This is a genomic window from Edwardsiella hoshinae NBRC 105699 = ATCC 33379 (genome assembly GCF_000474215.1).
GTDB lineage: Bacteria > Pseudomonadota > Gammaproteobacteria > Enterobacterales > Enterobacteriaceae > Edwardsiella > Edwardsiella hoshinae.
This window is the reverse complement of sequence record NZ_BAUC01000017.1, coordinates 26,319-41,103: the sequence shown is the minus strand read 5'-3', so window position 1 is coordinate 41,103 and position 14,785 is coordinate 26,319. Positions and strand designations below refer to the sequence as shown.

The 14,785-nt window shown below is 59.2% G+C and carries 12 protein-coding genes and 1 pseudogene; 6 read left to right on the top strand and 7 right to left on the bottom strand.

The window, feature by feature from the left end; all coding sequences use genetic code 11:
- The first annotated feature begins 320 nt into the window (after window positions 1–320).
- From cobD to EHO01S_RS07350, 3 genes are all read left to right on the top strand, one after another.
- A complete protein-coding gene (gene cobD / locus EHO01S_RS07360) occupies window positions 321–1,403 on the top strand; it encodes a threonine-phosphate decarboxylase CobD (protein ID WP_035370331.1) in 1,083 nt (360 codons plus the stop codon).
- 409 nt (window positions 1,404–1,812) lie between these two features.
- The gene (gene pykF / locus EHO01S_RS07355; RefSeq protein WP_024523351.1) at window positions 1,813–3,225 is read left to right on the top strand and encodes a pyruvate kinase PykF; all 1,413 of its coding nucleotides are present in this window, start codon (window positions 1,813–1,815) and stop codon (window positions 3,223–3,225) included.
- Window positions 3,226–3,525: 300 nt separating this feature from the next.
- Window positions 3,526–3,762 carry a major outer membrane lipoprotein gene (locus EHO01S_RS07350; protein ID WP_005285548.1) on the top strand — a complete coding sequence of 79 codons (237 nt, stop codon included), beginning with the start codon at window positions 3,526–3,528 and terminating at the stop codon, window positions 3,760–3,762.
- A gap of 159 nt (window positions 3,763–3,921) precedes the next feature.
- Here the strand turns inward: EHO01S_RS07350 and EHO01S_RS17490 are convergent.
- A pseudogene (locus EHO01S_RS17490) lies at window positions 3,922–4,936 on the bottom strand (L,D-transpeptidase family protein).
- 960 nt (window positions 4,937–5,896) lie between these two features.
- Here EHO01S_RS17490 and tpx point away from each other — a divergent pair.
- Window positions 5,897–6,400 carry a thiol peroxidase gene (gene tpx, locus EHO01S_RS07340; RefSeq protein ID WP_024523350.1) on the top strand — a complete coding sequence of 168 codons (504 nt, stop codon included), beginning with the start codon at window positions 5,897–5,899 and terminating at the stop codon, window positions 6,398–6,400.
- A 59-nt stretch (window positions 6,401–6,459) separates the two neighbouring features.
- Here tpx and tyrR read toward each other — a convergent pair whose 3' ends face one another.
- The gene (gene tyrR, locus EHO01S_RS07335) at window positions 6,460–8,052 is read right to left on the bottom strand and encodes a transcriptional regulator TyrR (protein ID WP_024523349.1); all 1,593 of its coding nucleotides are present in this window, start codon (window positions 8,050–8,052) and stop codon (window positions 6,460–6,462) included.
- Between the two features lie 393 nt (window positions 8,053–8,445).
- On the opposite strand from tyrR, the gene sseA reads away from it, so the two are divergent.
- On the top strand, window positions 8,446–9,291 hold the full coding sequence (gene sseA, locus EHO01S_RS07330; RefSeq protein WP_024523348.1) for a 3-mercaptopyruvate sulfurtransferase: 846 nt from the start codon (window positions 8,446–8,448) through the stop codon (window positions 9,289–9,291).
- A gap of 59 nt (window positions 9,292–9,350) precedes the next feature.
- On the opposite strand, the gene EHO01S_RS07325 is transcribed toward sseA, so the two are convergent.
- From EHO01S_RS07325 to pspA, 5 genes are all read right to left on the bottom strand, one after another.
- Entirely contained in the window at window positions 9,351–10,418 is a 1,068-nt protein-coding gene (locus EHO01S_RS07325; protein WP_024523347.1) for a TIGR01620 family protein, read from the bottom strand.
- On the bottom strand, window positions 10,415–11,812 hold the full coding sequence (locus EHO01S_RS07320) for a YcjX family GTP-binding protein (protein ID WP_024523346.1): 1,398 nt from the start codon (window positions 11,810–11,812) through the stop codon (window positions 10,415–10,417). The genes EHO01S_RS07325 and EHO01S_RS07320 overlap by 4 nt, the downstream gene beginning before the upstream one ends.
- Window positions 11,813–11,993: 181 nt before the next feature.
- Complete coding sequence (gene pspC, locus EHO01S_RS07315) at window positions 11,994–12,347, bottom strand: envelope stress response membrane protein PspC (protein ID WP_024523345.1); 354 nt, start codon at window positions 12,345–12,347, stop codon at window positions 11,994–11,996.
- Window positions 12,347–12,574: an envelope stress response membrane protein PspB gene (gene pspB, locus EHO01S_RS07310; protein ID WP_005293469.1), complete on the bottom strand. Its 228-nt coding sequence runs from the start codon at window positions 12,572–12,574 to the stop codon at window positions 12,347–12,349. Before pspB ends, pspC begins: the two co-directional genes overlap by 1 nt.
- A gap of 47 nt (window positions 12,575–12,621) precedes the next feature.
- Window positions 12,622–13,287 carry a phage shock protein PspA gene (pspA, locus tag EHO01S_RS07305; RefSeq protein ID WP_024523344.1) on the bottom strand — a complete coding sequence of 222 codons (666 nt, stop codon included), beginning with the start codon at window positions 13,285–13,287 and terminating at the stop codon, window positions 12,622–12,624.
- 220 nt (window positions 13,288–13,507) lie between these two features.
- Here pspA and pspF point away from each other — a divergent pair, with 220 nt between their 5' ends.
- Window positions 13,508–14,530, top strand: coding sequence for a phage shock protein operon transcriptional activator (pspF, locus tag EHO01S_RS07300; RefSeq protein ID WP_024523343.1), 1,023 nt, complete (start codon window positions 13,508–13,510; stop codon window positions 14,528–14,530).
- The last annotated feature ends 255 nt before the right edge of the window (window positions 14,531–14,785 follow it).

Below are 14,785 nucleotides of genomic sequence, written 5' to 3'. Positions count from 1 at the left end.
CTCACGGCGTCTGCCCCGCCGACTAATCCAGTGCAGACGCAAAAAAACAGCGCGGCGCGTTACGCCCAGCGGCTCGCCCGTCAGCGGCCATCGCCACCGCGAAGGCGGCGACGATGAGGATGTCGACCGCATCCGCCCCCCTGCGGCGCGGGAAGCGCTTGCCGGATGCCCGGCGAAACGGATAAATTACAGCAAAATAAGCAAAATAATAGGCTGTGCGCCCACATATCCCCGAGAGACGGTGAGCGTAACGGCGCAGGATCATCGGCTACGCCGGGTCGACGCCTTGCCGCCACAGCCGCTCAGGAGTCCAGATCATTATGTTGCTCAGCCCACACGGTGGCGACGTCGTCGGCGTCGCCGAACAGCTCGGCGTCGCCGTGCACAGCCTCACCGATTTCAGCGCCAACATCAATCCATGGGGCATGCCCGACACCCTGCGTCAGGCGCTGCACGCCCAGTTAGATCTGGCTCAACCCTATCCCGACCTCGACTATCGCGCACTACATCGCGCCTTGGCAGCCCACCATCAACTGCCGCCCGAGTGGATCGTGGCCGGCAACGGCGAGACCGAGCTGATCTTTAATCTGGTCGAGGCGTTACAGCCGCGTCAGGCCCTCTTACTGACCCCCAGCTTCGCCGAGTATCGCCGGGCGTTGCAGCGCGTGGGCTGCACCCTGCGCCATTATACCCTACGGGCTGAAACGGGATTTACGGTCGATGGCGCGCTGCTGGACGCCATCAACGCCGATCTCGACTGTGTCTTTCTTTGCACCCCCAACAACCCGACCGGGCTAACCGTGTCGCCCGAGCTCCTGCTGGCGCTAGCCGAGCGCTGCCAGCGCCTCGGCGTACGCCTGATCGTCGACGAAGCCTTCTGGGACTTTATCGCCGACGAGCCCGGCGCGATCCCACTGCTGGCGCGCTTTCCCACGCTCTGCGTGCTGCGCTCGCTGACCAAGTTCTATGCCATCGCCGGCTTACGTCTCGGCTACCTACTGAGCGCCGATCAGGCGCTGACGGCGCAAGTGCGCGCCTTGCGCCATCCCTGGAGCATCAACGCCTTCGCCGCGTTGGCCGGCGAATGGGTGCTGCGTGATGATGACTACCGCCAGCGCACGCTGGCCTGGCTGGCGCATGAGCGCCCGTGGTTGCAGGCCGCCCTCCAGGCCTTAACGGGGCTGACGGTGTGGCCCGGACGCGCCAACTACTTGCTGCTACGCTGCGAACGTCCGGCGCTCGACCTCCGTCAGGCGTTGTTGGCACACGGCCTGTTGATCCGCAGCTGCGCCAACTACCCGGGGCTGGATGCCCGCTATTATCGCGTCTGCGTGCGTCTACGGCCCGATAATGCGCGCCTCATCGCCGCCTTACGGCAGGTCTTAAGCCGCGACGCGGGCTGATCCCCGCCGCCCGAACTTGGCGCCTAAGGCGGTCTGACGGGCGCAATAATTCGGTAAAACATGCTTTGTTGCGCAACAAAAAACGTATCCGGCAGGTCATTTTTCGTAATTGCGCACACGCCATCCGAATTCGTTGTCTTTCTAGCGGTTATATACGTATAATAGACGGCGTCAATTTTGTTGAATGGTTTCAGCCCTTGATTCGTCGCAGCGCCTATTACACTACAACGCGGCCTCCGCGCTTATCATCTCCCCTCGGGCATGCACTTTTTGCCCCGGCTTCCCGGCTGCCATCTATTCTTCTTAGTAGTCCTATTTTCGCATCACCTGTTTTACCCCCCGTCCTCGCGGCCGCTGGCTGTGAGCGTAAGCGTTTTCCAATCCATCACAACTTGCAGAAATGAATGTCATGAAAAAGACCAAGATCGTATGCACCATCGGTCCGAAGACCGAATCCGAAGAGATGCTGGGTAAGCTGCTGAACGCAGGCATGAACGTTATGCGCCTGAACTTTTCCCACGGTGACTATGAAGAACACGGCCAGCGCATCAAAAACCTGCGCGCTGTCATGGAGAAGACGGGTCAGAAAGCCGCGATCCTGCTGGACACCAAGGGCCCGGAAATCCGCACCATGAAACTGGAAGGGGGCAACGATGTCTCCTTGACTGCCGGCCAGACCTTCACCTTCACCACCGACCAGAGTGTCATTGGTAACCGCGAACGCGTCGCCGTCACCTACCCGGGCTTCGCCGCCGACCTGCGCATCGGTAACACCGTGCTGGTCGACGATGGTCTGATCGGGATGGAGGTGATCGATGTCACCGAGAGCAGCGTCGTCTGTAAAGTTCTGAACAATGGCGACCTGGGCGAAAACAAGGGCGTCAACCTGCCGGGCGTCTCCATCCAACTGCCGGCACTGGCCGAAAAAGACAAGCGTGACCTGGTCTTCGGTTGTGAGCAAGGTGTTGACTTCGTCGCCGCCTCGTTCATCCGTAAGCGCGCCGACGTGCTGGAGATCCGTGAACATCTGAAAGCCCACGGTGGCGAGCAGATCCAGATCATCTCCAAGATCGAAAACCAAGAAGGCCTGAATAACTTTGACGAGATCCTGGAAGCCTCTGACGGCATCATGGTTGCGCGTGGCGACTTGGGTGTCGAAATCCCGGTAGAAGAAGTGATCTTCGCGCAGAAGATGATGATCGAGAAATGCAACCGGGCGCGTAAAGTGGTTATCACCGCGACCCAGATGCTGGATTCCATGATCAAGAACCCGCGCCCGACGCGTGCGGAAGCCGGTGACGTTGCCAACGCCATCCTGGATGGCACCGACGCAGTCATGCTGTCTGGCGAGAGCGCCAAGGGTAAATACCCGCTGGAAGCCGTCAGCATCATGGCCACCATCTGTGAGCGCACCGACCGCGTCATGCAAAGCCGCATCGATACCCTGCACGACTCACGCAAGCTGCGCATCACCGAAGCCGTCTGCCGCGGCGCGGTCGAAACCGCCGAGAAACTGGATGCCCCGCTGATCGTCGTCGCAACCGCCGGCGGCAAGTCTGCCAAGGCGGTGCGTAAGTACTTCCCGGACGCGATGATCCTGGCGCTAACCACCAATCCGGTGACCGCGCGTCAACTGATCCTGAGCAAGGGCGTCATTCCGATGATGGTAAAAGAGATCGCCTCTACCGACGACTTCTACCGTATCGGTAAAGAGGCCGCGCTGGAAAGCGGCCTGGCTCAGAAAGGCGACGTGGTGGTAATGGTATCCGGCGCGCTGGTACCGAGCGGCACCACCAACACCGCCTCTGTCCACGTGCTGTAATAGCACAAAAATAATTAATTTCAAGCGCCGCACTGCGGCGCTTTTTTTATCCGAGTACAACATTTTTATCTCTTGAATTGATATTATTAATAGAATTAACTGAATAGCGAAATAAGAAGAATCCAATAGAAGCGACCTGTTTTGTCTCCCTTTTTTAACCTTCCCGCAAAACAAGGTGGTTCTTTGAGCGAACGATCAAAATAAACCGCTCTGGCATGAAAAATTTATTCTCTTTAGAAAATGGTTTGTGTAATACTTGTAACGCTACATGGAGATTAACTCAATCTAGAGGGTTTTATAATGAATCGTACTAAACTGGTACTGGGCGCCGTTATCCTGGGTTCTACTCTGCTGGCTGGCTGCTCTTCTAACGCGAAAATCGATCAGCTGTCTTCTGACGTTCAGACCCTGAACACCAAAGTTGACCAGCTGTCTTCTGACGTGAACGCAATGCGCGCTGACGTTCAGGCTGCTAAAGACGACGCAGCTCGCGCTAACCAGCGTCTGGACAACATGGCTCACGCTTACAAGAAATAAGATTTCTTGAGCTGAGCGAAAAAGGCGCACTTCGGTGCGCCTTTTTTATTGCCTGGTGTCGCCCTTTGGCGTTAACGCGCCCTGCGCTGCGCTACCAGCGCCGACAAAAAAAGGGGCGGTTACCCTCCCCTATCTCATCATTCTCGCCGCTACAGCGATTTAACGCGCTGCTGGCGCTGTTTCTGGCTGTGCCGCGCTGATCGGTGCCGCCGACGGAGAGCGGGAGAGCACCGCCGGGGTAACGCTAGCCGCATAGCTCACCAGCACTGGCATACCGGAGCGGCGCTGCATCGCCTGCGCGAAAGCGGCGCGATCTGTCAAGGGGCTGGCGACGAAAGCAGCCTGCGACTGGCTGAGCGCGATCGGCATGGTCTGCGGATCATCACGCTCGGTGCGCGATAACGGTTGATGTACCTCGACATAACGCTTGCCATCAGGCTCAATCGCAACCTTCACCGGCTGATTGACTATCTGCACTCGGGTGTTGGCCGGAACGCTGCGGAACAACGCTTCGATGTCGTCAGGTCGTAAGCGAATGCAACCGGAGCTAACGCGCATGCCAATACCAAAATCGGCATTGGTGCCATGGATCAGATAGACCCCGCCTTGCGCCGCCAGGCGCAGCGCATAACGCCCCATCGGGTTATCCGGCCCGGGCCGGCATCACCGCCGGCAGAGTGATGCCCTGTTGGCGATAGTGACGGCGAATATTGGCGGTCGGCGTCCAGGTTGGATCCTTGATATGCTGTGACACCCGGGTCACCATCTCCGGCGTGTTACGCCCCAACTGACCGATGCCGATCGGATAGACTTCGACCCGCTCCCCACCCGGCGGATAGTAGAACAGGCGCAGCTCGGCCAGGTTGATGACGATCCCTTCGCGCGGCGCGTCCGGCAGCAGCATTTGCGCCGGAATGATCAACTCGCTGCCCGCCTTAGGCAGAAAAGGATCGACGCCGGGATTGGCCTCCATCATTCCCAGCAACCCAATCTGAAAGCGCGCGGCAGTCGACTCCAGCGGCTTACCATCTTGGGGAACGGTATAGGTAAAGTTCTCACCGATCAGCCGGCTACCCGGCGCAGGCAGGGGATAATCGGCCGCTTGCGCGGTGCTCCCTGCCGCCATCCATAGCGACAACATCAGGCTGATTGCGGTTAATGCGCGTCTCTTCATGCTGGGTTCCTGAACAATTCAATGAGTCAACGGCGCCGTGACGGTAGCCGGCGCCACGCCGTATGACACAAGTATTAATACTTGCTTACTTAATGGCAATCTATTGTGCCTAGTTTTCTTGCGACAAACTTTAAGTTTACATTTGTTTTCAAACGATTGGCAAAAGATGACCCGCGCACACTCTGCGCCGCCAGCGCCTGGCTTGGCCCAGGTCGCCGCGTGAATTAGCCATGATGGGCGCATCATGCCCTAGGATCAGGCCTGCGACAAAAGTCTTGCTTTTACTCGCTTGCCAGCCAATTGACTATTTCCACGGAGGTCATAACATTTTTTTCCCGCTGAATAATGCAATTAAGGAAATTAATAGGTGTTTTTTCTAGGAAGCGGAGAGCCGCAGGGGGGAACAATTAAAGGAAAATACAATAAATATACTTTTTTAAATGAATTATTATAATTAGCATGACAATCGTTCAATTATTCAGACGGTCGCGCGCCGCATTGACCAGAAATAACCTGAAAGTCTACAGAAAAAATGATGTGTTCCCTTCCCCTAGGCCCATCGAGAGCGTACCGGATAAAGTGCAGTTGACGGCTTGCTTCCTCAAGGTAAGGATGCCGCTCCATTTTGCCGCCCCGATTTAACCCGCCTCGCCTCTGACGCGTAGGCCGGTGCCTCCCCGCTGCGCGACGCCTATCACGCGCTAAGACGGTACGACACCGTGGCAAATGCATGCCCTATCGTGCCCTCCTTGTCACGATGGCACGCGATGACCGGCGACACCGCGCCCTGACATGGCAAGCTATACTTGGTCTAAATGAGATGCCCGTCGCCACGCGTTATTGTCGCTATTTCGCCGCGTGTCGGCGCGAAGCATACTGCCGAGGGCGCTACCCCTGACGCAGTCATTGACGTACACTGAAACTTGTTTTTAACAAAACATAAACACAAGGGGAGCGAGCATGACGCAAACTGTTTTATTCCGTGGTACACCGATCAAACTGGATGGGCATTTCCCGCAGCCTGGCGAGCAGGCTCCCGCGTTCTCCCTGGTCAACAAGGAGTTACAGGACATTACCCTAGCCAGCTTCGGCCAACAGCGTAAGATCCTGAACATCTTCCCCAGTATTGATACCGGTGTCTGTGCTACCTCGGTCCGGCGCTTCAACCAATTGGCCGCCGAGGCCGACAACAGCGTGGTACTGTGTATTTCTGCCGACCTGCCTTTCGCCCAGGCCCGCTTTTGCGGTGCCGAGGGGTTGAACAATGTGATCACCCTCTCCACCCTACGGGGCGCGCAATTCAAGCAGGCGTATGGCGTGGCGATCGCCGAGGGGCCGTTAACCGGACTGACGGCGCGGGCGGTGCTGGTCTTAGATGGGGATAACCGAGTCATCCATAGCCAGCTGGTGAGCGAGATTGCCGACGAGCCGGATTACGAGGCGGCCTTGGCGCTATTGCGTTAAACGGGCTAAGTGAAGACAGGGCGGCCCATGCCGCCCTGTAATAATGATGAACGCGGTGCTTAACGCGATGCGCTCTGGTTGTGGGTTTCACGCTCTGTCTGCCGGCGGCTACTCAGGCCATATTCACGCAGCTTATTGGCGATCGCGGTATGCGAGACGCCGAGCCGCTTAGCCAGCTTCCGGGTGCTCGGATAGTTGCGATACAGTCGCGTCAGCACCGAACGTTCGAAACGCTTGCAGATCTCATCCAACGAGCCATCCAGCACCTCATCGCCCAGCGCCATCTCTGCCTCAAACTCCGGCAGCACGATGTCCTGCGGACGGAGCTCGTAGCCCTGTAGCTGTGTCAAGGCGCGGTAGATGGCGTTCTTTAACTGGCGTACGTTGCCCGGCCAGCCATACTGGCTGAGGAAGGCGCTTAACTCAGGCGCCAGCTTGGGACGCGGCATCCCCTGCTCATCGGCGAAGCGCGACACAAACAGCTCGGTCAACGGCATGATGTCCTGCACTCGTTCACGCAACGGCGGCAGGTTCAGGGTCAGCACATTGAGACGGTAATAGAGATCCTCGCGGAACTGGCCGCGTTGTACCAGATCGATCAGGTTCTTCTGAGTGGCACAGATCACCCGCACATCGACTCGCACCTCATGCTCTTCGCCGACACGCCGGAAAGTGCCGTCGTTAAGGAAACGCAGCAGCTTAGTCTGCATGCGCGGCGACATCTCACCGATCTCATCCAGCAGCACGGTGCCGCCGTTAGCCTGCTCGAAAAACCCCTTCTTGCCCTCCAATGCATTGGGATAGGCGCCGGCGGCGTGGCCGAACAGTTCACTCTCTGCCACCTCGTCGGGCAGGGCGGCACAATTCAGCGCCAAGAAAGGCTTCTTGCCGCGCGGACTGCGCAGATGGCAGGCGCGGGCTAAGACATCTTTGCCGGTGCCAGTCTCGCCGACCAGCAGCAACGGGGCATCCAGCATCGCCAGCTTGCGTGCCTGCTCCAGCAGCAGACGCATCTTCGGGCTGATGCCGATGATATGGTCGAACTCGCTGTTATCGTTCACCGCCAAGTTCTGTAGCTGGCGTCCCATGCGCACCGCTGACTTCAGCACCACCACCGCACCGACCGGGGTACGGTGCGCCTGTTTGCTGTCGTCTAGGTAGATCGGCATGATATCCATCAGGTAATCCTGACCGCGGATCACCACCTTCTCGCTGTGTGGTGCGACATCGTCATCCTCCAGCCAACGCAGAAAATTGTAGCCGCCGATCAGCGTCGCCGCCGTCTGATGACAAATCTTCTCTTCGCTGGTAGCAAACAAGGACAGTGCCGCCTTGTTAGCCAGCTCGACCTTCCCTTTCATATCGATGGAAAAGACCGGCTCCGGCAACGACTCCAACAGCGCCCACATGGCGCGGTGCTCACGCTCGGAGGGCATAAAGGGCACGGTGCGTACATCCGTTACCCCGTTGATGCGACGGATCTCGGCCATAAGCTGGCGAAAGATCTCGAAATCCAGCTCGGTAAAGTTGAGGTAGATCCGCCCGATGGTATCGATCTCGATGCCACGCAAGTCGATGCTGCGTGCGGCGAGGAGATCCAGCAGTTCGCGCGTTAGACCGATACGGTCTTCACAAAAAACTTCCAGACGCATTAGTTTTGATCCTACTCTGCTTATGCTGCGTGTATACGCGAAAAAACAGCCGTTGCTTATCCAAACCACCAGCACAGCGGCTGAAGTAACAATCTGTCACATAAAGTTTACAGACATTTCTGTTATACGCCAGCCATCTGATCGTTTTTCACAGGCCAGATCATCCGCTTGGCATACGCCGACTGCCTCACTTCCCGCGCACCGTCTGCAACGGCGCGCCGCGGTGAGCGTAAGCCAACGCGTACAGTATCTTAGCATAGATTTATCATACATTTTAGCAGAACATAATGTAAACATGGCATACGCCCTGCATCTATCTATGCCCTAGCGACTACCCTTCGACGCGCCTTTGCGCTATACCATTGCCCATCCTTCTCATCTTCAGGAGCCCTTATGTCGCCATCTCTGTTTGTCCCCCCTGAGTGGTTAGCCGCCCACCTGGCGGACGCGGATCTGCAACTGCTTGATGCCCGTCTACTGCCGCCCGGACAAGCGGGCGATCTGGCCGCACAATTTCGCGCACAACACCTGCCTCATGCCCGTCGTTTCGATATCGAGGCGCTCTCCGATGCGCGCAGTCCCCTGCCCCACATGCTGCCCGATGCCGCCGACTTCGCCGCCGCGATGCAGGCCTTAGGTATTCGGCGCGACAACCATCTGGTGATCTACGACGATGGTAGTCTCTTCAGCGCCCCACGCGCCTGGTGGATGCTGCGTGTCTTCGGCGCGCCCCGTGTCTCCCTGCTCGCCGGCGGGCTAGCCGCTTGGCAGCGTTTGGGATTGCCCCTCGGCCAAGGGGAGATGAGTGCCAGCGAGCCCGGAGCGTTCTGCGCCCGCCTGGATACGCGTCGCCTGTGTAGTGCCGCTCAGGTCTTGCAGGCGGTGCGCAGCGGACAGCGCCAAATCGTCGATGCGCGCGCCGCCGCCCGCTTCCAAGGGCGGGCGCCGGAGCCTCGTCCCGGCCTACGCAGCGGCCATATTCCCGGCAGCCATAATCTTCCTTGGGAAACGGTAGTGCGTGACGGCGCACTGAAGACGCCCGATGAGCTGCGCGCCTTATTTCACCAGGCTGGCCTCGATTTGACGCGCCCGATCATCGCCAGTTGTGGCTCTGGAGTCACGGCGGCGGTGCTGCTGTTAGCGCTGGCGGCATTGGGGATTGACGAGACGGCGCTGTATGACGGCGCCTGGAGCGAATGGGGAGCCGACGCCAGCCTTCCGCTAGAAGTGACAGTGTAACTATAAGCCGCCGCGCTCCCCACGCCGACAGGCGGGCGTCACGCGGCGGCGGCCTGGCGTTATGCCGGATCGTTCTCCTGGCGCGATGGCAGAGTGCGACGCAACTGCGCCAGCAACTCGCGCCGGAAGTCGCCCAGACGTGGACGATCGTCGTCGAGCCAAGGCAATGGCCGACACAGCTCCATCGCCTTGATCCCCAGGCGCGCCGTCAGTAGCCCGGCCCCGATCCCTTGGGCGGCGCGCGCCGATAGCCGTGCCGCCAGATCTTGAGAGACCCAGTCCATCCCCACCTCACGCACCAACTCCGAGGCGCCGGCAAAGGCGATATTCAGCAGCACCAGACGGAACAGACGCAGACGGCTATAGTAGCCCAGCTCAATACCATACAGTGCGGCGATGCGGTTGATCAGGCGAAGGTTACGCCAGGCGATAAAGGCCATATCCACCAGCGCCAGCGGGCTGACGGCGATCATCAGCGTCGACTCGGCGGCATAGCGACTGATCTCCCGGCGCGCCTGACGGTCGAGAACCGGCTGCACCAGTGTCGCGTACAGCGCCACCACCTCGCGGTCGCTGTGCGTTTCGTGCAAGGCAGCCCGCCAGCGCTGTACCGCCGGATGACTGTGATCTAACCCGGCTTGACGTAGCAAGCGTTCACAGAACGCCCGTCCCTGGCCGACGGCGTGACTGTGCAGCAATTCGCCGGCCAATTCTCGCTCCTCGGCGCGCTGGCGCAGGCGATAAAGATGGCGCCATTCACTCAACGTCGCGCCAGCGCCAGCCAGTACGATCATCCCCCCCGCCAGGCAGCCGCCAAGGGCGATCCAATCCTGATCGATCCAAGCCTGGTAGAGCCAGTGTCCGCCCTGGGCCAATACGCTGAGGCCGAATAGCGCCAGCCCAGCGCCGGCGATACGCCGCCACAGGCTACGGCGCGGGCGCAGCGCCACGCTGACCATCCCCTCCAGACGTCCCTCCTCCTGCTCCGTCTCCACCTCCGCCATCGCTGCCGGGGTAAACGCCTCGGCCTGTTGCCCGTCGAAGGCGACGCCGGGACGCACCGACGGGTTCGGCTCCGCGCTGAGATCGACAGCGAAATCGATGCGGCCTTTAATCGGATCGCTCACCGTAATTTATCTCCCAATAAGAATTCCATCACACTGTCCATCCGGATATGCGGTAATGGCGTGTCCACCGTCATCCGCTGCGGGCGGAACTGCTCGAAACAGAACCCCTGCTGCTGCCAGAACGTTGCCTGCGGCAAACGCGCCGGCACCTCCCCCGGATAGACCGTCAGCGGCGCGCCATCGCGCAAGCGCTCGCCGCGTAGCGCCGGGATACTCTGCCCCTGATGCTGTACCCTCCCGCTCTGGGTCGCTTGGATCGCCGCGATAGCGGCGCAATCCATGGTGATCCCCTCAAAAGCCGCATTCTGCCAGGCGTCCTGTACCAACTGTTGCAACAGCGATACCAGGTTGGCATGTTGATCGGCGGTGATATGATCGGCCTTGCTGGCAGCAAACATCAGCCGATCGATGCAAGGCGCGAACAGGCGACGATAGAGAGTACGCTTGCCGTAATGAAAACTCTGCATCAACTGATTCAGCGCCAGACGCATGTCATTAAACGCCTGCGGCCCGCTGTTCAGCGGTTGCAGACAGTCCACCAGCACGATCTGACGGTCGAAGCGCGCAAAGTGCTGACGATAAAACCCCTTCACCACCTCACGGCAATAGTAATCGTAACGCTGACGCAACATGCCAAGGTTACTGTGGCGTTCAGCGCGGGCCAGGCGCGATTCGTTCGCCTCATCCAGCGCAGGCCAAGGAAAGAATTGCAGCGCCGGCGCCCCGGCCATATCGCCCGGCAATACGAAACGGCCAGGCTGAATAAAGTGCAGCCCTTGCCGCTTACACTGGATCAGGTAGTCGGTATAAGCCTGGGCGATAGCCGCCAGTTGGCGCTCATCGGCTGGGGCATGGGGATCACAGGCGGCGCACAGGCGTAAGAAAGGCTCGGCCAACGTCCGCCGCTCCCCCTGCAACAGGCCGTTCATTTGGCGCGACCAGCTCAGATAATCCAGATCGAGCATCGGCAAGTCGAGCAACCATTCACCGGGATAATCGATGATCTCCAGGTAGAGCGTCGAGGTCTCTTTGAAGTGACGCAGCAAGGACTCGCGGCTGCGGTAACGTAGTGCCAGGCGGATCTCGCTGATCCCACGTGTCGGCGTCGGCCAGTCCGGCGGCTCCCCATACAGTTGCGCCATCCCCTCGTCATAGGTAAAGCGAGCCACCCCTAACTCACGCTGTGGAACCCGCTTCACGCCCAAGAGACGCTCCTCACGCTGGGCGGAAAACAGCGGCAGACGCGCCCCACTATGGACGTGCAACAACTGGTTCACCAACGAGGTGATGAAGGCTGTCTTGCCGCTACGGCTCAGCCCCGTCACCGCCAGGCAGAGGTGACGATCCAAGCCGCGATTGACTAACGCATTGAGATCATGTTGTAACCTTTTCATGCTTCTCCTTGCCACTGCCAGCGGATGAGTGCGCCGCAGCAGTCGGCTGAAAATAACGCTCCGTCACATAGCGTACACCACGGCGCGCCTCTGGCTCCACTCACCGCCGGCACAGCGACGCCAGACGAGCGGAGCGGATGAGCGGCGTCCTCTTGTCCCACTCCCGCGCGCTGACACCACCTTACAGTTGACGAAAGCGACGATTCAGAGTGAAGGCCGGCGACGTCACGTAACGCTCCAAACGGCGCAGGCGTTGCTCACACTGCTCCAGCTCCCCCGCGCTGCGCGCCAACTGGTCACGGGCGCACGGCGCGGCAGGCGGCCGCTCCCCCTCCGCCACCGGCAGAGTCACGGTCAGAACCACATAGGCCAACAGCGTGAAGATAAACAGCCCGCAAAACACCGACAGCACCGCCATCGCACGCACCAGCGCCACCGGAACTGAAAAATAGTCGGCAATGCCGGCGCACACCCCCTTGATCATGCCGCGTTGCGGCAGGCGGTATAGACGATGCTCAGGCAACGATGTGGTCATCAGGCGTCCCTCCAGTTAGGATGCTCCGCATCCAAGATCGCCTCCAAGGCGCTGATACGCTGGCGCATGCGCTGCGCCTCGTCGCTCAGTTGCGCCAGACGTTGTTGTTCCTGTGCCTGTAGGACGCTATCGCTGCGTTGCCGGTTGCCATAGTGCAGCCACAGCCAAATCGGCAGGACGAACAGCACAAACAACGTTAAAGGAATGGCCAAAAACAGATAGCCCATATACGCTCCTTGGGTGGATTAGTGAGAGTGGCCGCCGAACGGCACACTTATTCGCCGCGTTGCAGGCGCGCCTTCATCTCGGCCAACTGACGAGTGATCTCGTCGTCGGCTTTCAGTTCGGCAAATTCCTGCTCCAAGCTCTTCTTTTTGCCCAACGCGACGCTCTCCGCTTCGGCCTCCATTTGGTCGATACGGCGCTCAAACTGTTCGAAGCGCGCCATGGCCTCATCCAACTTACCGCTGTCCAACTGCCGGCGCACCTCGCGTGAGGAGGCCGCCGCCTGCTGGCGCAAGGTTAACGCCTGCTGGCGCGCGCGCGTTTCGGTTAGTTTACTCTCTAGCTCGCTGATTTCACGTTTCATCCGCTCCAGCGTCTCCTCCACACTTTCCACCTCATGCTGCAAACTGAGCAGCAGATCGCCGACGCGTTGCTTCTCGATCAACGCCGCGCGCGCCAAATCCTCTTTCTCTTTGCGCAGGGCCAACTCGGCCTTCTCCTGCCACTCTTGGCACTGCTGGGTCGCTTGCTCGATGCGGCGCAGCAACTGCTTCTTCTCCGCCAGCGCGCGCGCAGAGGTGGAGCGCACCTCCACCAGCGTATCCTCCATCTCTTGGATCATCAGCCGCACCAACTTCTGCGGATCTTCGGCCTTATCCAACAGCGTATTGATGTTGGCGTTTACGATATCGGCAAAGCGAGAAAAAATACCCATGATGTTGTCCTCTGTCAGTATGGCGCCACTCCGGCACACGACGGGCTGTCGTCGCCCGCGCTATCTATAACGATACTATTCAAATAGCGTGCCATTTTTTCAATGATTAAAATATCATTAAAAATTAATACGTTAAAAGAATGTCGGGCGTGAGCGTTGCGCTACTCGATGTGATGAGTTTAACTAATAAATAGTGAAAATAACCAATGCAAGGTGGAGCATGGCCACACACGATACCCTGTTGGGCGGAGACAACGCCTTTCTGGAGGTGCTGGAGCAAACCTCACGTCTCGCCCAGTTGAACAAACCGGTGTTGATCTTAGGCGAACGGGGCACCGGTAAGGAGCTGATCGCACAACGGCTGCACTACCTCTCCCCACGATGGCAAGGGCCGTTTATCTCCCTCAACTGCGCCGCACTCAACGAGAATCTGCTGGACTCGGAGTTATTCGGTCATGAGGCCGGGGCCTTTACCGGCGCCCAGCGCCGCCATCTGGGACGTTTCGAACGGGCCGACGGCGGCACCCTGTTTCTCGATGAGCTGGCCACGGCGCCGATGCTGATCCAGGAGAAGTTGTTGCGCGTCATCGAATACGGCCAGTTGGAGCGCGTCGGCGGCAGTCAGGCGCTACAGGTGGATGTGCGCCTGATCTGCGCCACTCACGCCGATCTGCCAGCGCTGGCCGCCGCCGGGCGCTTCCGTGCCGATCTGCTCGACCGCCTGACTTTCGAGGTCATTGCCCTGCCAGCGTTGCGTCAACGTCAGGCGGATATTCTACCGCTGGCAGAGCACTTCGCCATGCAGATGTGCCGCGAACTGGGGCGCCCCTTGTTCGCCGGCTTCGCCGCCCAAGCGCAACGCGTCTTACTCGACTACCCGTGGCCGGGCAATATTCGGGAGTTGAAAAATGTGGTGGAGCGCTCGGTATTCCGTCACGGCGATGATGACACACCGTTACAGCAGATCGTGCTCAATCCCTTCCCCAGTACGCTCGCCAGTGCCACGCCCTCCCCGACGAACGCCCTGCCAACGCTGCCGCTCGATTTGCGTACCTGGCAGAATCAGCAGGAGCAGGCCTTAGCCCGCGCGGCGTTGCAGCAGGCGCACTTTCAGCAGCGCCGCGCCGCCGATCTGCTCGGCATCAGCTACCATCAGTTGCGTGCCATCATGAAAAAACACGGGATCGTCGCGACGACGGTACGCGAGGCGCACGATGAAGAGGGTGAGGACGGTCCGGCCTGAATCGGCCGCAAAAAAAAGCCAGCACCCGAGCTGGCATTAAAATGAAACTGTAAGCAATGTGAGCAATGTCGCGCGCCCGACGATCCCCGAGCCGCGGGATCGTTAAGCAGCACCTGAATGATAATGTTTATCACTATCGTTTGTAAAGCGTTTTCTTGTCGCTCGCTACGCGCAGGACGGAAGCGCTAATTGCCTAATCGTACAGCAAATAATCTCGCTGAATCGCCACAGCGATTGGGCCGGCTGGCAATGTAC